Raw genomic sequence first — 16,456 nt, 5'->3', positions numbered from 1 at the left:
GTGATCAGCTGAACGCCCGTCAGCGACGGCCCGATGTCCACTCTTCGGCGGCATCCCGTACCTCTCAATCCCGTGACCACGCGCGGAAGCAGTTCCTGACGGATCCCTGACACGAATCCCCTTGCCCCGGGCACCCACTGATCGGCAGGGTGGATTCCACCAACGGCCTTCAGTACGAGGGGAATTCACGTGTCTTCTTCCGTCAAAGCCAGGATCACCGCCGCACTCGTCAGTGCAGTCGCCGCCGGCTCGCTGATCGCCGCGGGCGCAGCACCTGCCACTGCCGCCTCTGCCGCCACCGGGCCGTCCCCGGCCAACGGCGGCGCCTTCCTCAGCGGCGCGTCCGCGGCCCAGGACGCCGCCTCCGCCTCCGCCCGCGCGGTCCAGCAGCACCTGATGAGCCCCGGGGACACCCTCTGCACGGGGACCTGGACGCACGCGGTCTCCACCGTCCAGTTCCAGCGGGCCGCAGGCGGCACCCTGGCCTGGAGCTTCAACCTCTCCAACGCCTCCAAGTCCGCGCTCGGCCCGACGGTGACCGTCACCATGCCCTACGCCTACGTCGACGGCAAGGCGGTCAACCCGCCCTACGGCCCGCACACCGAGCCCAACTGGTACAACTTCCACGGCAGCATGAACAGCTACCAGTTCATCGGCGGTGGCGGTGGCACGATCCAGACCGGCAACAAGCTCACCTTCTACTGGTTCCTCAAGGGCTCCAACCCCAACACCGCCGCCGACCGCTACATCACCTGCCAGGTCCCGACCCCCGGCAGCGCCTGACCGGACGGAGAGCACCCCATGGCCGACGAGCAGACCCCGGCCCAGCGGACCGAGGTCCTGGACGGCCGTCACCGGCTGACGGTCCGTTCGATCACCCGGGCGGACGCGTCCTTCACCCTGGACTACGCGATCACGCCGCCCCTCCCGGACGACCTCCGGACCGGCCCCGCCGCCGAGCCCGTCTTCCTCTGGCTGGAGGCCGAGGACGACCTCGGCAACACCTACGCCGACTACGGCGGCGCCCGGGGCCTGACCCCCGACGGCCACTCCACCGAAGGCCGCATCTCGGGGCAGCCCGCCCTGCCGGCCGAAGCCACGGCGCTGACCGTGCGCTTCGTCTTCCTGATCGGCGGCTCGGAGCAGGCCCACCCCGTCACCCTGCCGGTGCCGCCCGACGCGTAGCGACGGCCGACTCGGCACCTGGCGGTGTGGGTCACCACAAACGTGGTGACCCACACCGCCAGGCCGCGACCGGCCCCATCAACCGGGCGCCGCCTTGCTGCCCGCCGCAGCACCGCCCCGTCGTCCAACGCTCAGAAGAGCGCGTCCTGACTGGCTGCGACGATGCTGGTCCCGACGATCCGGCCAGGTGACACATCGATCTCTTGCTCGTCACGCAGCCGCCTGAGCAAGGGGATGACCTGAGTGGGCCGATAGACGGTCTCCAATAGGGTGAACTCCTTGAGCTGGTCCACGCTCCGCTCGACCGGCGAAGCGCGTAGGTGCCCGAGCAGAATGCGGCGCAGGGGCCCAGTGTCCGGCTCGATGTCCAGTTCAAGGGCTTGCTGATTCGGATCCTTGGGATAGATGTACCGAACGCCGGAGGTCGAATCGACGACCCACATATCATCACGCGGCGACCAGGGGGCGTGCACGGCTCACTGCATCACGGCGCAGCGAGCTGAGAACGCGCCGGCATCTCGCCCCAGGTCCGCCCTTGAAGGTCGCGGCCTCCGGCCTTGGGGTTGCGCCCACCCCACTGCTTGAAGAAGAACGGCACCCCGGCCGCCTCGCACACGTCGCGGATCTCGACCACCCAGTCCGGGTCCATCGGCCGGTGTCCGAGCCCGGACTCCCCACCCGCGATCACCCAGCCGATCCCGTCCAACTCCAGCCCTGGCAGCGGCCCCAACAACGGCTCCAGCGACAGAAACCGCACCGCCGCCGGAACGGCCCGCAGGTCGTCCACCCGACTCAGCTGCCCGGAGTCCTCAACCGATACGCCCATCCAGAGGTTCTCCGGCCAGTCGAGCCGCTCCGCCACGCGCCGAAGCCGGACCGACCTCTTCGTCAGCACCTGATAGGTGTGCTGAGGGGTATCCGCCATCACCTGGAACACGTCCCGGACGAAAACGAGCGGCACCCGGGCGTGGAAGAGGTCGCTCATGGAGTTCACGAACACCATCCGCGAACTACGCCAACGCTTCGGAACATCAAGGGCGTCCGGATGCAGGGCCAGCCCGAACCCGGGACCCGAGGTCCGTGGGTCACCATCCGCCTGGTACTTGGGAGTCCCCATCGCCTTCAGCCGCTTGGCCAGGGCCAGGGCGTAGCAGTTGTCGCATCCGGCCGACACGCGATCGCACCCGGTGGTGGGGTTCCAGGTCGCTTCCGTCCACTCGATCGCGCTGCGATCACTCACTGCCGCACCTCGCCCATCGCCTCGGAGGTCGCGAAGCGAACACTCGCCGCGGCCGTCGCCGGGCTCCACCATCCTCCGCCGGGCCCACCGGTGTCGAACCAGCAGGCTAGAACCATCGAATGACAGCGGCACCGGCCGAGGCCGCGAGCGAATCTGTACTCATCCCGGATCTGACGATCAGTCAGAGAAGCCAGCAAAGGGTCAGCATCGATCCGACCAGACCCTGCCACAGACTCCCGTATTCGAGAACCAGCCGAGCCGAGCCAGCGGTTCCGTCGCCGTCCCCTGACAACCGACCGAACCGCCCGATCACCCAGCCGCTGCACTCACCATTCATCCGCCGTGCGAGGTGGAGCAGCCCACTCGATGGAGCGGATAACCCCAGGTCAGATACGGTTTCCACGCGGCTTCAGCGGCACGTTCGGCAGCTCCGGCGCCGGCAAACGCTTACCGGGGTACCCCTGCACCTCTCCGAAGCGATCGCCCTTCTCCCAGTCCTCCCGTGCTTGTACGATCTCCTCACCGGATCGGGCGATGAAGTTCCACCACATGACGATCTCCTCGCCGAACGGCGGTCCGCCGATCAGGACGGCGACCGCGTCCGTGTCGGCGGTGTTGGTGAGGGTCAACTCGCTCGCGCCCGGGGCGAGGTAGCCGAGGTCGGCGGGCTTCAGGGTGGTGCCGGAGAGCAGGACGGTGCCGCGGTCGACCAGGAGGCCGTGCTCGTATCCGGGGTCCACCGCGAGGGTGACGGTGGCGCCGGGGCGGAGGGTGAGTTCGGCGCCGAGGAGCGGGGTGAAGGTGGGCACCGGGGAGGTGTCGCCGGCCAGGGTGCCGAGGAAGACCCGGGCCTCGCCGCCGTCCCCCTCGCCGCCGCCGGCGAGGGGGACGGCGGTCGGAGCGTGGTGCTGGAAGTCCCGTGGGGCGTGGCGGTGTTCGTCGGGGAGGGCGACCCAGAGCTGGACGCCGTGCAGGACGGTGGTGTCGGGGGTGGAGACCTCGGAGTGGCTGATGCCGTGGCCGCCGGTCATCAGGTTGAGCTCGCCGGGGCGGACGTAGGCGTGCACGCCGAGGCTGTCTCGGTGCTCGATCTCGCCGGTGAACAGCCAACTGACGGTCTGCAGGCCGGTGTGCGGATGCGGCGCGACATCCATGCCGCCGGTGTCGGCGACGTCGTCGGGGCCGTAGTGGTCGACGAAGCACCAGGCGCCGATCAGGGTGCGGCCGCGCTGCGGGAGGGTGCGCCGGACGGTCATCGACCGCGGACCACCGAGCGGCACGTCCCGTACCGGCAGCACCTCGACCGACGGTTGCGCGGCACCGGTCTCGACATAGTCCATGGCAGTTCCTCCCGTTGAGCCCGATCGTTCCAGATTCAACTATTATGCCATGGGAAGATCGTTGATGATCGCCACCGACCACTGGAGTCCCCATGACCGACACCGCGACCGATGTGACGACCGCTCCGGCTCCCCGGCGCGTGTTCATCGACAAGCAGCACCCGGAACCCTTCCGCGCCATGCGCGCCACCGGCGAGGCGGTCCGGGTCGCGGCCGCGGAGGCCGGTCTGGACCGTCGCCTGGTGGAGCTGGTCAACCTCCGGGTCTCCCAGCTGAACGGCTGCGCGTACTGCCTGGACGTGCACACCAAGGCGGCGCTCCAGGAGGGCGAGAGCGTCCAGCGCCTCGGCGTGCTGCCCGCCTGGCGCGACACCCCGCTGTTCACGCCCCAGGAGCGCGCCGCCCTCGCACTGGCGGAGGCCACCACCGTCCCCTCCGACGACACCGCGCAGGAGCACGCCTACGCGCAGGCCCGCGCCGCGCTGACGGAGGAGCAGATCTCGGCCGTGATCTGGGTGGCCGTCACCATCAACGCCTTCAACCGGGTCTCCATCCTCAGCAAGCACCCCGTCCGCCCGGCCCGCTGAGGCCGGCCGTCACCGACGGACGAACGGCGGCCCCGCCCCCACCTGGGGACGGGGCCGCCGCGTCGGACGGAGCGTCAGCAGCTGATGCTGCCCTTGCGGATCGCGTGCCCGCTGGTGTTGGAGTCGTCCGACCAGTACACCGGCTTGGAGCCGCCGACGCACTCGGCCGCGCCCGCCACCGCGAAGCCCTCGTTGTTCAGGTTCGCCATGCCGGTCGGCCGGTTGTAGACGGCGGCCACCGCGAAGGCGCCCGAGGCGTTCACGGTGAAGGTGCGGTGCTGGCCGCTGCAGGTGTCGTCGCAGACCACCCAGAGGCGGCTGGCCTGCGGCTCCCACTCCAGGTCCATCACGCCGCTCATGCCGGAGCTGACGGTGGCCACCTTGGTGAAGCTGCCGGAGTCCTGCAGGACGTAGCCGTAGACCGAGCCGTTGCCCTCCAGACCGACGAAGAACACGCCGCCGCTGTGCGCGCCGTACCCGGCCGGGTCGTACGCCGCGCCCGTCGAGGCGTCCTTGAAGCTGGCCGCCGTCAGCGCCGCGTCGGGCACCCAGGTGATCGCCTCCAGACCGGCGTTGGAGCCGACCGACGGGAGGTCCGCGGTCAGGTTCCACTCCTTGGTGGCGGTCAGCGAGGTGGAGGTGCCGGAGACGTCGTAGCGCAGCACCGAGAGACGGCTGCTGCCGGAGCCGTCGCGCTCGCTGGAGACGAAGACACCGCCCGCCGCGCCGGCCGAGGTGACGGTGACGCCCTCGGCGTCGGGGGCGCCGGAGCCGTTGGTGAAGCGCAGGGTCTTGCCGGAGGTCCAGCCGTTGGCGGTGTCGGGCTTCCAGCCGGCGGAGCCGTTGGGCACCAGGCGCCAGAGCTTGCCGGAGTTCTGCGCGCCCCAGAGCACGCCGCTGCCCTCCAGGGCGAGGCCGCTCAGGTCGGAGCCGAAGACGTTGGAGCCGTCGGCGGTGGCGACGGTGGAGCTGCCGGGCCAGGCCACCGGGGTGGTGGAGCCGCCGCCGGTGCCGCAGGCGTTGGCGGAACCGAGCGTCACGGCAGCCGACTTGAAGGCACCGGTGCCGTCGGCGCAGCGCGACCAGGACGGCGCGGAGTGGCTTGTCCAGGTGAAGCTGTCGACCAGGGTGGAGCCGCCGGGCAGGTAGACGCGGGCCTTGTCGCTGGAGCCGAGGCCGAAGGAGCCCGAGACGTCGAAGGCGCGGAAGGCGCCCGGCGCCAGGGTGGTGCCGGAGGCGATGGTGTAGTTGGACGAGCTGCTGTCGTCCTTGAGGACCCAGCCGGAGACGTCGACCGCGGCGGTGCCCTTGTTGTAGAGCTCGATCGAGTCGTTGACGCTGCCGGTGGTCACGACCTCGTTGATCCGGATGTCGTCCGCCGGGGCCGCCTGGGCGGGGGCCGCGGTCAGGACGCCGGCCACCAGGGCGGTGGCGGCGGCGAGCGAGGGGGCGAGGCTGCGGCGCCAACGGGCGGCGAGCGATGCGGTCACGGGTTTCCGTCCTCGGGGGAGGTTGGGTGCGTCGGGGCGGGCATGACAGTCCTCGCTCCGGCCGAATGGCCCACCACCAACAGGTGGTTGATCCATGAACGGTGGCCGAACCGTCCGTGATCCCGTCCTCCCCCGTGTACCCGGCCGGACCCTGCCCCGCACCGCCCGCACCGCACCACTTGCACCGCTCACACCACTCACGCCGCTCGCACCGCACCGCTCGCACCGCAACGGACCGCCCTGGTCGGCCCGTTCAGGACAGCCGGACCGTCCCCTCCTGGTCCGTCCCGTTCAGAGCGCACGTCCCGGCGGGCCGCCGTCGGCCTCCGGCGGGGCCACGGACAGCGCCCGTACCGTCCGCCGGGGCCAGACCGCCGGGAGAGCGGCAGTCAGCGCGGCCGTGCAGAACAGGGCGAGCCGGCCGAACTCGCCGCCGGTGCTCGACCAGCCCAGCACGGCATGACGGTGGATCACGAAGCCGTTGAAGAACAGCCAGGCGGCCACGGCGATCAGCGGCGCGGCGGCCGGGCGGGAGTTCGCCCCGAGCACGGCGCACCCGAGCGCGAACGCGCCCAGGGCGAACCAGGTCGCGTGCCGTTCCCCCAGCACCGCCAGGGCCGGGACCAGCCCGGCCGCCCCGCTCAGCGCGAGCGCCAGCGACATCCCCACCGGCAGCCGCCGCACCGCCGGACGGAACGTCCGCCCGCCGGGCCGCGCCCGGTAGAGCCTCATCCCCTCGTCGTTCCCGATCACCCCAACCCCTTCCTACCGCACCGGAGTTCACCGCCCGCGCCCCACCACCCGACCGGCCGACCACCGCAGGACCGGGAACCGTACGCCCCACCCTGCCGACCCGCCACCCCTCCGGCCCGCCGCCCCTCCGAACCATCCCGCTCCGGCCCCGCCCCCGCAGCGGCCCGGCCGACCGGGCCAGAGGCCCCGCCTCACCGCTCGCGCGCGACCCGACCCGCCCCGTCGGCGGGCACCAGCCTCGCCGGGAGGTGCCACAGGTGCCGCCACGACCGGCCCTCCAACTCCCGCTGCAGCGACGGCCGCGGCACCGCGAGCACCGGACACACGGCCCGCTTGAGGCACTCCGCCGGCACCGACGCCCGCAGACCCCTGCGCAGGAGGCTGCCACTGCCCGCGCCGACCACCACCAGGTCGTCCGGCCGGTCGGCGAACAGCGCCAGCGCCCGCGCCGTCTCCCCGCGCACCACGCAGCTCCTCAGCCGCACGCCCACCGGCCCGCCGTCACCGAACGCGGCTTCCAGGGCCTCCGCCAGCCGCGCCGTCGCGCTCTCCTCCCACACCGTCAGCAGCGGCGGGCAGGGGGCCCGGCGGTAGCCGGCCTCTCCGCCCTGAGGGAGCCAGGCCAGCACGGCCAGCAGTTCGGAGCCGGTCCACCGCGCCTCCGCGACGGCCCGGTGCAGCGCGGCGAGGCTGCCCAGCGAGCCGCTCACCCCGACGACGATCCGCCGCGGCCGCCGTGTCTCCCGGTCCCCGCCCTGCTCGTCCATCCCGCTGTCCCCTGCTCTCGCTCGTCCGGCTGTGTGGCAGACAGCAAAACCGCTCCCGCACCCCCCTGAGCCGCCCGTTGACGCTTCCCTGACGAGGGCCGTTCGAATCCCAACACTTCCCTGACACGGCCCCCGGCGGCCGCCCCGCCGTCACCCCCACGGCGTCAAGGGCCTGTACGGACCGGGGCACGGACGGTCAACGGAGCGTCAGGAATCGACCCCCGCACCGGCATCCGCCCTAGCGTCGAACCGAACCCGGCCCACCCATCCCCCTCGGAGCGCACACCGTGACCACCTGCTTCCGCCTCCACCCCGACGGCCCCGGTGATCCCGCCGATCCCGCCGACGCTCCGACTCCCCTCGGCCCTCCCTGGCCCGCCGGCGCCACCGCCTCCCCCTCCGGTGACCTGTCCATCGGCGGGGTCAGCCTCGCCGAGGCCGCCGACCGCTTCGGCACCCCGCTCTACGTCCTGGACGAGGCCGAGCTGCGGGCCCGCTGCCGCGACTACCGCGCCGCCTTCCCGGAGGCCGAAGTGCTGTACGCCGCAAAGGCGTTCCTCTCCTCGGCCGTGGCCGGATGGGTGGCCGAGGAGGGGCTCGGACTGGATGTCTGCTCGGAGGGCGAACTGCGGCTGGCCGCGGCCGCCGGCTTCCCGCCCGAGCGGATCCTGCTGCACGGCAACGCCAAGAGCCCCGAGGAGCTGCGGCTGGCGCGGCGCCTGCGGGTCGGCCGGATCGCGGTCGACAACCACGCCGAGATCACCCGGCTCGCCGCCCTCACCCTCGCGGACGTACCGCAGCGGGTGCTGGTCCGCGTGGTCCCCGAAGTGGCGGCCGGCCACCACGAGGCCGTCCGCACCGGCGTCACCGGCCAGAAGTTCGGCTTCGCCCTGGAGGGCGGCGACGCCGCCGAGGCGGTGCGGCGCGTGCTGGAGCAGCCGGGGCTGGTCCTGGCCGGTCTGCACTGCCATCTCGGCTCCCAAATCACCTCCACCGAGCCCTACTTGACGGCCGTCGACCGCCTGGTCGCACTGCTCGCCGAGATCCGGGACCGGCACGGCGTGCAGGTGCCCGAGCTCGACCTCGGCGGCGGACACGGCGTGCCGTACCTGCCGGGCGAGCGGGGCCTCGACCCGCACCACCTCGCCGACGCCCTGCACGGGCGCCTCGCCGAGCAGTGCGCGCTCCACCGCCTGGACCTGCCAAGGCTGTTGCTCGAACCGGGCCGGGCCGTCGTCGCCTCCGCCGGGGTCGCGCTCTACCGGGTGCTGACCGTCAAGACCGGCGCCGACGGCCGGGTGTTCGCGGCGGTGGACGGCGGCATGAGCGACAACCCGCGCCCCGCCCTCTACGGCTCCCGCTACTGCGCCCGCCTGGCCGGCCGGGCCCCGGCAGCCGGCGCCGCCCTGCGCGAGGTGGACGTGGTGGGGCGCCACTGCGAGGCGGGCGACGTCCTGGTCCGGGCCGCCCGGCTGCCCGCCGACCTGCGGCCGGGAGACCTGCTGGCCGTTCCGGCGGCCGGGGCGTACCAACTCTCGATGGCCTCCGGCTACAACCTGGTCGGCCGGCCCGCGGTGGCCGCCGTCCGGGACGGCCGGGCACGGCTGCTGATCCGCCGTGAGACGGTGGAGGACTTCCGCGCCCGCGAGGTGCACGCCTGAGCACCGGTCCGTACCGCACACCGGCACCCGGCCCCGCGAGGTCCGGAACCCGATCGCCCCGCCCGCCCGAGGGCGACGGGAGAAGCTTGGCGGACCACCGACGCGACCGTCCCGGTCCGGGAAGGCCACGCACACCACGGTGAGGGACTCGTCCGACTGGACGGAGCCATGGCGGAATCCATCGGCCTTCCAGGACGGTGGTCCCGTGTGCCGTGGGGCGGTCCGCGCTCATCGTACGGCCTGACGAGCCGCATCCGTGCCGCCCGGTCACGACTTGCTGTACCGGTTCAGCTCACCACGGACAGTGACGACCCGTCAGGCGGATCCGGTGCTTCTCACGCGAACGAGACGGCAGAACCGGCGCGCCCCACGGATCCGGATCCTCCCGCAATCAGTCTGCAACAGAAGGGAGTTGGACAGACCCTGCTCGCACCGATGCGGGCCACCGGCCAGGGGACGGTCCGACCATTGGTACGTCCACCACCCGCCGCCCACTTCGTACAGCAAGTCACGGACAGCGTCGGCGAGTTCCCGTCGCCCGCCGTCGCCGACGGCCGGCATCAGGTGTGCGCCGGAGCACACGGAGGATGGCCCGACCGCCCCCGAGCGCCCGCCGCCCACTGGCTCCGGTAGCCCGGCGGACGACGGTCGTTCACTTCGACCGCCCGGCGGTCGCGAGCCGTCCATCTCGGTAGCCCACGGTGTTCACGCGGCTACCAAGCGTGTGACGATCCACACAGTGATGATGCGCGCACGGTGTGCAAGACTCACCCCGTCGGGCCAAAAGCCTTCGATTCCTAGGGAGTACACCGTAATGCGCACCCGCATCGCAGCCGTTGCTGTCGGTATGACCGCCCTTCTCGCCGTGCCCGCCACGGCCTCCGCCGCTCCGGCGGTGACCTCCGGTCCGGTCACCTGCGCCACCGAGACCTCGTTCGCCGGCCAGCCCTGCGCCTGGCAGCAGCGGGACGGGGGCGGCCTGGCCGGCCTGGCACGGCTCACCTCCACCAGCGCTCAGCCGGTGCTGGTCAAGGTCGAGCTCAAGACCCAGCGCGCCTGGGGCAGCCCCTGGCTGACGGTCTCCTCGAGCACCGCCCTGCGCACCGGCACGGCCTCGGTCTCCACCCCCAAGGTGGTCACCAACGAGCTGAGCATCGTCTGCGTCACCACCGCCCCGGCACTGACCCCGGAGCAGCAGACCACCCTCTGTACCCACCCCTCCGCCTGACGGAGCGACAGAGCGGGGCGGCGGCACGTCCGGCACACCCCTGTGCCGCCGGACGCGCCGCCGCCCCGCTCCTCGTCCCCCGTTCCTCGTCCCCCGTGCCCCCGCCCCTTCGCGCCTCAGGCCCGGGCGGCCGCCGCCAACGGCGAGGCCGGGTCGATCAGCGCCGGATCCACCTCGATCCCGGCGGCCCGGACCGAGGCCACCACCTCCGTCGGCGCGGTGGCCAAGGAGCCGGCCCGGTACGGCGGTTGCGGGTCGTACTCCGTGATCAACTGGATCGCCTGGGCCACCGCGTCCCCCGCGATCAGCCCGGTCAGGTGAAGGCCGAGGTCGATCCCGGCCGAAACCCCGGCGGCGGTCGCGTACTTGCCGTCGAAGACCACCCGCTCCTCGGCCGGCACGGCGCCGAAGCGGGCCAGCACCTCGTGGCCGGCCCAGTGCGTGGTCGCCCGCCGCCCGGTCAGCAGACCGGCCGCGGCCAGGATCAGCGAGCCCGAGCAGACCGAGGTGGTCCAGGAGCTCCCCGCGTCCACCTCCCGCACCCAGTCGAGCACCTGCGGGTCCGTCAGGACCGCCTCCGTACCGGGCCCGCCCGGCACCAGCAGCAGGTCGGCCGCGGTCACCTCCGCCAACGCCGCGTCCGCCACCAACGCCAGACTGCCCTGGTCGCCGCGGACCGGTCCGGCCGCCGTGGCCGTGAACACCACCTCCACGCCCGGCATCCGGCCGAGCACCTCGTACGGGCCCACGGCGTCCAGTGTGGTGAAGCGGTCGTAGAGCAGGATCGCGATCTTCATGGTCTTCCTCCCTGGTCGTCTTCCTCATCGAAACCGAGCGGCGCGCAGCAGCTCGGGGCGGAGCAACTCGGCGGCGAACTTCCGGCGGTACTCCCCGGACGTCACCGCGGGGCCATGCGGCGAGAGCCCTGAACATCGCCTCCGCGGTGCCGTGGCCGCACGCCCGCGCCACCTCAGTTCGGCTCGGCGGCGAACTTCCTGCGGTACTCCCCCGGCGTCACCGCGAGGGTGCGGGCGAAGGCGCGGCGCATCGCCTCCGTGGTGCCGTAGCCGGACGCCCGTGCGACCTCCTCGATCCCCTCCCGTCCCTCCTCCAGGCGGCGCCGGGCCGCCTCCAGCCGGACGCCGTCCACGTAGCGGCCGGGCGTGACGCCGACCTCGGCCGTGAAGGCGCGGGCGAAGTGACGGGGCGACAGCGCGGCCCGGAGGGCGAGCGCGGGGACCGAGAGGTCCTCCGCGGGGTGCTCGGCGATCCACTGCTGGAGCTCGCGCAGCGGCTGCCGCTCCGCCAGTTGGGCGGAGAGCTGGACGGAGAACTGCGCCTGGCCGCCGGGCCTGCGCAGGAACATCACCAGGTGCCGGGCGATGGTCAGCGCGGCCTCCCTGCCGTGGTCCTCCTCGACCAGGGCCAGCGCCAGGTCGATCCCGGCCGTCACCCCGGCCGAGGTGGCGATCGGGCCGTCCCGGACGTGGATCGGTTCCGGGTCGACCTCGGTCTCGGGGAAGCGGCGGGCCAGCGCCTCGCAGTAGGCCCAGTGCGTGGTGGCCCGGCGGCCGGCCAGCAGACCGGCCTCGGCGAGCAGGAACGCGCCGGTACAGACCGAGGCCACCCGCTCGGCCCCGGCGGCCAGTTCGGCGATGCGCCGCACCAGCACCGGGTCCGGCCGCTGCGTGCCCTGGCCACCGGGCACCACCAGGGTGTGCGGCGGGCCGACCTCCGCAAGGTCGTGGTCGGGCAGCAGCCGCAGCCCGCTGTCCGCCCGCACCGGCCCCCCACCGAGCGCGGCGGTGCTCACCCGGTACCCGGGCGACACCCCGCCCGCCCCGGCGAACACCTCCAACGGCCCGGTGGCGTCCAGGCTCTGCACGTCCTCGAAGAGGACCACCAGCACACTGCGCTGCTCCATGCCCTCCACCCTCCCAGCGCCGACGCCGCGTCAGCAATGACGCACTTCCCACCTTTTCTGCCACCACCGCCGACGTCGGGCACGGGAGCGGAGCCAGGACCGGCACCGCGCTCTCATCCGGGCGCCGCATCCGGAGTGCGGGGCCCGCCCGCGACGGGTTTGCTGTCGGGAGACCGCTCCGACAAGCAAGGGACCTGTGCCATGACGGTGACCGCCGACCTCGACAAGCTCCTCGACAAGGCCTACGAGAACCTCACCCTCGAGGAGGTGCTCAACGCCCCGGTCGCGGCCCTGGCCGGACTGACCGACGCCCACGGCACCGCCCTCGAAGCCCTGAAGATCAAGAACATCGGCGACCTCGGCCGCAACAAGTACATCCGCGCCGCCGTCGCCATGGCCGACCTCCAGGACCGCGCCCACTGACCCCACCGGCTCCGGTGGCCCCCACCCCCACCGGAGCCCCCTCCCTGTCCCTCGGTCAGCGGATCGACCGCAGCCGGTTCAGATCACGAGCGCTCATGCCGAACAGCACGTTCGGCTGGTCGTACTTGAAGGGGTAGCCCGCGATGAGGGCGGCAGCGATGAACACGCCGTTCGTGACGTACGCGCCGCCCGCCCGCTCCATCACGTGCTTGACGCCGTAGCTGCTCGCGGTCGGGGTCTCGATCCGCGTGACGTTCTCGCCCAGCCATGCGACGGTCTCTGCCACCTCACCGTCACCTCGGGCAAGGTCTGCAGAACGAGTTGCCTCCGGGCCATGAGATACGACGTCCTGGTGGGCACGAACGCCCGCCTTGCGCTTGCGGTCCCCGGTCACGTTGAGCTCCCACTCGCGGGACATCCCACGCCGCCGACCGGTGCCGAAGAACGACCGGACTGACCAACCCCGCAGCCATCGGCCCCGGTGAAGCACCGTCACGGGGTCAGGGTCCGGACGGATCCGGGGATCGCTTCCCGAGGAACCGCTCGGCGGCCCGGATGGTGTTGGTCCGCTTCTGTTCCGGCGGGACGGTCCGACTCGGGTCGCGGTCGATCGCTCCCTCGGTGATGGCGTGGAGCTCCTCCGGTCCGTCCAGCGGCACGTAGACGTACCACAGGATCAGGTCCGCTCCTTCCAGGGGGTCGAGCCGACCGTCGACGATCCTGGACGCCCAGCAACGGGCCATCGCCCACAGGGCCTGGTCCGCGTCGGCCGGGACGGCAGTGGCGACACCGAGCTCCTCCAGAGTCCGTTCGAACAGTGAGGCCGCCTCCAACTCCTCCGATCGCCCCAACCCCGCCAGCAAGCGCAGGGATTGGCAGTCCACGCCGTCGAGCAAGGCCGCGAGGCCCGCCTCGATCAGACGGTCGGCGCCGACCTGCCACCCGGCTGCCCGCTCGACAGCGAGCCACCACAGGCGGGTGGTCGCGTCCTCCGACAGGGACATCGGTCCTCCCCTCAACCGGCAGCATGCCGCAGCGACCACCGGTGTGGCCAGGTGGTTTCCGCGGCGGTCCCCGGAGGCGTCCGGAGTGCCGGTAGGGTCGCCGACGGCTTCCCCGAAGGGCGGGGACGGCTCCTGCGAGGACGGGGCGGATCGTGGCGTACCGGCTCAGCTTCTTCTGCCGCGCTGATGAGGAGCACGCGGACAGCGCGGTCAGCCTCCTGCTGGACGAGCTCCTGGCCACCGGTGGGCCGCTGTTCGGGGAGAGCTGCCCAGGCCTCGCCGACGGGGTCTCCGCGTTCCGCTTGGCGACGGCGGGGCCCGACGGCCGGCCGGTGGGTGACCTGCTGACCCTGGAGGTCCACGTGGGGGTGGCGCGGATCGCCGAGTTCGTGATCGAGGCCTCGCCCGATGACGGGCACGGCGTCTGGGGCTGCGACCTGCTCGCCACGGTCACCCTCGTCGGGGACGCCCCGGACTGGCCACTGGTCGGCCGGATCGGGACGGCCCTGGAGCGGCTGTGGGGAGCGGTCCCGTGGGACGAGGCGTCGGGCTTCGAGGTCGCGGCGGGCCTGCCGTAGACGAGGGCCGCGTCGGCGCTGGGCCGACCGGGGACGGGTGGCGGCGCGGCGCGGCGGGCGGCCGCCGCACCGCGGTTAGCCTCGGGCGGATGTGGCAGGACTTGTTCGACGCGGGCGTCCCGTACGCCGAGAAGGCCGTCCGGACCGTGGTGGTCTACCTGGCGCTGCTGGTGCTGCTCCGGGTGGTCGGCAAGCGCGGGCTGGCGCAGCTGAACACCTTCGACTTGGTGGTCATGCTGCTGCTCTCCAACGTGGTGCAGAACGCCGTCATCGGGGACGACAACTCGCTCAGCGGCGGCCTGTTCGGCGCCGTCGTGCTGCTCTTCACCGATGCGGTGCTGGTGCGTCAGGCGGCGCGCTGGGACTGGTTCTCGCGGCTGTTCCAGGGGACCGAGACGGTGCTGGCGCGGGACGGGGCGTACGACCGCCGCATGATCCGCCGTCAGGGGCTGCGCCCGGCGGACCTGGACGTCGCGGTGCACCACCAGGGCGGTGACTCCATCGAGGAGGCCTCCCTGGTGGTGCTGGAGCCGGGCGGCACGCTGCTGGTCCGGCTGCGGCCCGGCGACCAGGTCGCCGACAAGGACGACGTGGCCGCCCTGCGCGCGCTGCTCGCGGACCTCCAGGCCCGCCTGCCGGAGTACCGACCCGCCAACGGCACTCCGCCCAGCGCACCCTGACACCGCGTCAGCGCCGCCCGTGCACCTCCGCGCGCCCCTCGGTCCCCCTTGATCACCCCCGGAGCCACAGGATGGAGTGGGGCACGGACGGGTGGCCCGACGAGCGGGGAGCGGCAGGCATGGACGAGACGAGCGCGGGAAGCCCGGCCTGGGGACGGGCCGTGGTGATCGGCGGCGGCTACGCCGGCCTGCTGGCGGCGCGGACCCTGGCCGACCACTTCGCCGAGGTCCTGGTGCTGGAGCGGGACGTGATGGACCGGGAGACCGGTGCGCATCCGAGCGCCCCGCAGGGGTACCACGCGCACGCGATGCTGGCCAAGGGCGCCGAGGTGCTGGAGGAGCTCTTCCCGGGTCTGCGCGCGGAGTTGGAGGCGCTCGGGGCGCCGGTCTTCGACTACGGAGAGCGGATCAGCTTCCTGCTGCCGACCGGCTACGCCACCCGGACCACCACCGGTGTGCGGGTGCAGTGCTTCACCCGGGACGAGCTGGAGCGGCGGATCCGCGGCCGGGTGCTCGACCTGCCGCCGGTCCGGCTGCTCGGCGGGGTCCGCGTCCAGGGCCTGGGCCGCGCCGCCGACGGCCGGATCGGGTCGGTCCGCTACCGGACCGCGGCCGGCGAGGAGTTGGAGGCCGATGCCGACCTGGTGGTGGACGCCTCCGGCCGCACCACCGCGATCGACGAGTGGCTGACCGGGGCCCGGCTGCCGGTCTCGGCGCGGAACACGGTCAAGGCGAAGATCACCTACACCACGATGGTCTTCGACCGCACCACGGAGCCGCAGGAGTACGACCTCGCGTACCAGATGAGCTTCGCCCCCTCGGTGCGGCGCGGCGGCGCGATGCTGGCGGTGGAGAACGGCCGCTGGGTCTGCTCGCTGTTCGGCTTCGAGCAGCATCCGCCCACCGACCCGGACGGCTTCCTGGAGTACGCCCGCACCCTGGACAACCCGCGCCTGGCCGAGCACATCGCCCGCCGCAGCAGCCACGACGAGCTGCACCGCTACACCAACCCCGGCAGCACCTGGCGCCTGCACCACCGCAACCCCGGCTGGCCGGAGGGGCTGATCGCGATCGGCGACGCGCTCTGCGTCTTCAACCCGGTCTACGGCCAGGGGCTGACCGTCCCCGCCATCGAGACCGACATGCTGGGCTCGCTGCTGCGCCGTCGCCGGGCGGCGGGCACGGGCCTGGCGGGCCTGAGCCGGGACTACCTGCGCCGGGCGGCCGCGATCATCAAGGTGCCGTGGTCGCTCTCCACCACCTCGGACCTGATGTGGAGCGAGTCGGACCGGCCCCTGGCCGCCCGCTTCGCACACTGGTTCAACCAGCAGGTGTTCGCACTCGCCCGGTACGACGCCGACGTCTGGACCCGCTTCGTCCGGGTGGCCAACATGACCGCCCCGTCCTCCCTGCTGATGCACCCCTCGGTCCTGACGAAGATCGCCCGACGGGCCGTCAGCAGGCGGCCGGAGTCGGCGCCGGCCCGCTGACGGGCCTCAACCGGCTGGCCGGGCACGCCCTCCTCCTGGTGGACGCCTTCGACCTCCCCGAGCCGCTGCTCGGCCGCCTCCCGATCACCACCCCCGCCTACCAGGA

19 protein-coding genes are annotated in these 16,456 nt (G+C 72.8%); 9 read left to right on the top strand and 10 right to left on the bottom strand.

Going from position 1 to position 16,456, the window contains the following annotated elements; genetic code table 11:
• The first annotated feature begins 189 nt into the window (after nucleotides 1–189).
• On the top strand, nucleotides 190–783 hold the full coding sequence (locus ACWCYY_RS04685) for a hypothetical protein (RefSeq protein ID WP_345285325.1): 594 nt from the start codon (nucleotides 190–192) through the stop codon (nucleotides 781–783).
• Nucleotides 784–801: 18 nt separating this feature from the next.
• Nucleotides 802–1,185 carry a hypothetical protein gene (locus ACWCYY_RS04680; RefSeq protein WP_345285327.1) on the top strand — a complete coding sequence of 128 codons (384 nt, stop codon included), beginning with the start codon at nucleotides 802–804 and terminating at the stop codon, nucleotides 1,183–1,185.
• Nucleotides 1,186–1,316: 131 nt separating this feature from the next.
• Here the strand turns inward: ACWCYY_RS04680 and ACWCYY_RS04675 are convergent, their stop codons facing one another.
• From ACWCYY_RS04675 to ACWCYY_RS04665, 3 genes are all read right to left on the bottom strand, one after another.
• The gene (locus ACWCYY_RS04675) at nucleotides 1,317–1,658 is read right to left on the bottom strand and encodes a hypothetical protein (protein ID WP_345285329.1); all 342 of its coding nucleotides are present in this window, start codon (nucleotides 1,656–1,658) and stop codon (nucleotides 1,317–1,319) included.
• 11 nt (nucleotides 1,659–1,669) lie between these two features.
• The gene (locus ACWCYY_RS04670; protein ID WP_345285331.1) at nucleotides 1,670–2,425 is read right to left on the bottom strand and encodes a DUF5131 family protein; all 756 of its coding nucleotides are present in this window, start codon (nucleotides 2,423–2,425) and stop codon (nucleotides 1,670–1,672) included.
• 386 nt (nucleotides 2,426–2,811) lie between these two features.
• A complete protein-coding gene (locus ACWCYY_RS04665) occupies nucleotides 2,812–3,765 on the bottom strand; it encodes a pirin family protein (protein WP_449795099.1) in 954 nt (317 codons plus the stop codon).
• Nucleotides 3,766–3,857: 92 nt separating this feature from the next.
• Between ACWCYY_RS04665 and ACWCYY_RS04660 the strand changes: the two genes are divergently transcribed.
• Entirely contained in the window at nucleotides 3,858–4,352 is a 495-nt protein-coding gene (locus ACWCYY_RS04660) for a carboxymuconolactone decarboxylase family protein (RefSeq protein ID WP_449795098.1), read from the top strand.
• Between the two features lie 74 nt (nucleotides 4,353–4,426).
• On the opposite strand, the gene ACWCYY_RS04655 is transcribed toward ACWCYY_RS04660, so the two are convergent.
• The 3 genes from ACWCYY_RS04655 to ACWCYY_RS04645 all read right to left on the bottom strand — a co-directional run bounded on the left by ACWCYY_RS04655 (nucleotide 4,427) and on the right by ACWCYY_RS04645 (nucleotide 7,362).
• Entirely contained in the window at nucleotides 4,427–5,842 is a 1,416-nt protein-coding gene (locus ACWCYY_RS04655; RefSeq protein ID WP_449795097.1) for a lamin tail domain-containing protein, read from the bottom strand.
• A gap of 291 nt (nucleotides 5,843–6,133) precedes the next feature.
• Nucleotides 6,134–6,595: a hypothetical protein gene (locus ACWCYY_RS04650; RefSeq protein ID WP_380150475.1), complete on the bottom strand. Its 462-nt coding sequence runs from the start codon at nucleotides 6,593–6,595 to the stop codon at nucleotides 6,134–6,136.
• A 191-nt stretch (nucleotides 6,596–6,786) separates the two neighbouring features.
• Nucleotides 6,787–7,362 carry a universal stress protein gene (locus ACWCYY_RS04645; RefSeq protein ID WP_345285343.1) on the bottom strand — a complete coding sequence of 192 codons (576 nt, stop codon included), beginning with the start codon at nucleotides 7,360–7,362 and terminating at the stop codon, nucleotides 6,787–6,789.
• A 287-nt stretch (nucleotides 7,363–7,649) separates the two neighbouring features.
• Here ACWCYY_RS04645 and lysA point away from each other — a divergent pair, with 287 nt between their 5' ends.
• Together lysA and ACWCYY_RS04635 are read left to right on the top strand one after the other, a co-directional pair.
• Nucleotides 7,650–9,023 (top strand): diaminopimelate decarboxylase, encoded by a 1,374-nt coding sequence (gene lysA, locus ACWCYY_RS04640; protein WP_449795096.1) that lies wholly within the window; start codon nucleotides 7,650–7,652, stop codon nucleotides 9,021–9,023.
• Between the two features lie 847 nt (nucleotides 9,024–9,870).
• Nucleotides 9,871–10,251 carry a hypothetical protein gene (locus tag ACWCYY_RS04635; RefSeq protein ID WP_449795095.1) on the top strand — a complete coding sequence of 127 codons (381 nt, stop codon included), beginning with the start codon at nucleotides 9,871–9,873 and terminating at the stop codon, nucleotides 10,249–10,251.
• A 116-nt stretch (nucleotides 10,252–10,367) separates the two neighbouring features.
• On the opposite strand, the gene ACWCYY_RS04630 is transcribed toward ACWCYY_RS04635, so the two are convergent.
• Nucleotides 10,368–11,048, bottom strand: coding sequence for a DJ-1/PfpI family protein (locus tag ACWCYY_RS04630; RefSeq protein ID WP_449795094.1), 681 nt, complete (start codon nucleotides 11,046–11,048; stop codon nucleotides 10,368–10,370).
• 173 nt (nucleotides 11,049–11,221) lie between these two features.
• Nucleotides 11,222–12,175: a GlxA family transcriptional regulator gene (locus ACWCYY_RS04625; RefSeq protein WP_380150471.1), complete on the bottom strand. Its 954-nt coding sequence runs from the start codon at nucleotides 12,173–12,175 to the stop codon at nucleotides 11,222–11,224.
• Nucleotides 12,176–12,376: 201 nt separating this feature from the next.
• On the opposite strand from ACWCYY_RS04625, the gene ACWCYY_RS04620 reads away from it, so the two are divergent.
• Nucleotides 12,377–12,598, top strand: a complete 222-nt coding sequence (locus ACWCYY_RS04620; protein WP_380150470.1) for a hypothetical protein — start codon at nucleotides 12,377–12,379, stop codon at nucleotides 12,596–12,598.
• A 55-nt stretch (nucleotides 12,599–12,653) separates the two neighbouring features.
• Here ACWCYY_RS04620 and ACWCYY_RS04615 read toward each other — a convergent pair whose 3' ends face one another.
• A complete protein-coding gene (locus ACWCYY_RS04615; protein ID WP_449795093.1) occupies nucleotides 12,654–12,884 on the bottom strand; it encodes a hypothetical protein in 231 nt (76 codons plus the stop codon).
• A gap of 214 nt (nucleotides 12,885–13,098) precedes the next feature.
• Nucleotides 13,099–13,602 (bottom strand): hypothetical protein, encoded by a 504-nt coding sequence (locus tag ACWCYY_RS04610; RefSeq protein WP_449795092.1) that lies wholly within the window; start codon nucleotides 13,600–13,602, stop codon nucleotides 13,099–13,101.
• A 152-nt stretch (nucleotides 13,603–13,754) separates the two neighbouring features.
• On the opposite strand from ACWCYY_RS04610, the gene ACWCYY_RS04605 reads away from it, so the two are divergent.
• The 3 genes from ACWCYY_RS04605 to ACWCYY_RS04595 all read left to right on the top strand — a co-directional run bounded on the left by ACWCYY_RS04605 (nucleotide 13,755) and on the right by ACWCYY_RS04595 (nucleotide 16,350).
• Complete coding sequence (locus tag ACWCYY_RS04605) at nucleotides 13,755–14,180, top strand: hypothetical protein (protein ID WP_449795091.1); 426 nt, start codon at nucleotides 13,755–13,757, stop codon at nucleotides 14,178–14,180.
• Nucleotides 14,181–14,269: 89 nt separating this feature from the next.
• Nucleotides 14,270–14,860: a DUF421 domain-containing protein gene (locus tag ACWCYY_RS04600; protein ID WP_345280936.1), complete on the top strand. Its 591-nt coding sequence runs from the start codon at nucleotides 14,270–14,272 to the stop codon at nucleotides 14,858–14,860.
• Nucleotides 14,861–14,979: 119 nt separating this feature from the next.
• Nucleotides 14,980–16,350 carry an FAD-dependent oxidoreductase gene (locus ACWCYY_RS04595; protein ID WP_449795090.1) on the top strand — a complete coding sequence of 457 codons (1,371 nt, stop codon included), beginning with the start codon at nucleotides 14,980–14,982 and terminating at the stop codon, nucleotides 16,348–16,350.
• Nucleotides 16,351–16,456 lie beyond the last annotated feature (106 nt).

The sequence above is a fragment of the Kitasatospora sp. NPDC001664 genome (genome assembly GCF_053596675.1).
Note: the sequence above shows the minus strand (reverse complement) of the source record. Positions and strands in the feature narration are given on the sequence as shown.

Excerpts from the sequence above, each read along its gene's own strand:
- ACWCYY_RS04680 (WP_345285327.1), top strand. The coding sequence starts at position 802 with ATGGCCGACGAGCAGACCCCGGCCCAGCGGACCGAGGTCCTGGACGGC.
- ACWCYY_RS04665 (WP_449795099.1), bottom strand. The coding sequence starts at position 3,765 with ATGGACTATGTCGAGACCGGTGCCGCGCAACCGTCGGTCGAGGTGCTG.
- ACWCYY_RS04660 (WP_449795098.1), top strand. The coding sequence starts at position 3,858 with ATGACCGACACCGCGACCGATGTGACGACCGCTCCGGCTCCCCGGCGC.
- ACWCYY_RS04645 (WP_345285343.1), bottom strand. The coding sequence starts at position 7,362 with ATGGACGAGCAGGGCGGGGACCGGGAGACACGGCGGCCGCGGCGGATC.
- ACWCYY_RS04635 (WP_449795095.1), top strand. The coding sequence starts at position 9,871 with ATGACCGCCCTTCTCGCCGTGCCCGCCACGGCCTCCGCCGCTCCGGCG.
- ACWCYY_RS04630 (WP_449795094.1), bottom strand. The coding sequence starts at position 11,048 with ATGAAGATCGCGATCCTGCTCTACGACCGCTTCACCACACTGGACGCC.
- ACWCYY_RS04625 (WP_380150471.1), bottom strand. The coding sequence starts at position 12,175 with ATGGAGCAGCGCAGTGTGCTGGTGGTCCTCTTCGAGGACGTGCAGAGC.
- ACWCYY_RS04620 (WP_380150470.1), top strand. The coding sequence starts at position 12,377 with ATGACGGTGACCGCCGACCTCGACAAGCTCCTCGACAAGGCCTACGAG.
- ACWCYY_RS04610 (WP_449795092.1), bottom strand. The coding sequence starts at position 13,602 with ATGTCCCTGTCGGAGGACGCGACCACCCGCCTGTGGTGGCTCGCTGTC.
- ACWCYY_RS04600 (WP_345280936.1), top strand. The coding sequence starts at position 14,270 with ATGTGGCAGGACTTGTTCGACGCGGGCGTCCCGTACGCCGAGAAGGCC.
- ACWCYY_RS04595 (WP_449795090.1), top strand. The coding sequence starts at position 14,980 with ATGGACGAGACGAGCGCGGGAAGCCCGGCCTGGGGACGGGCCGTGGTG.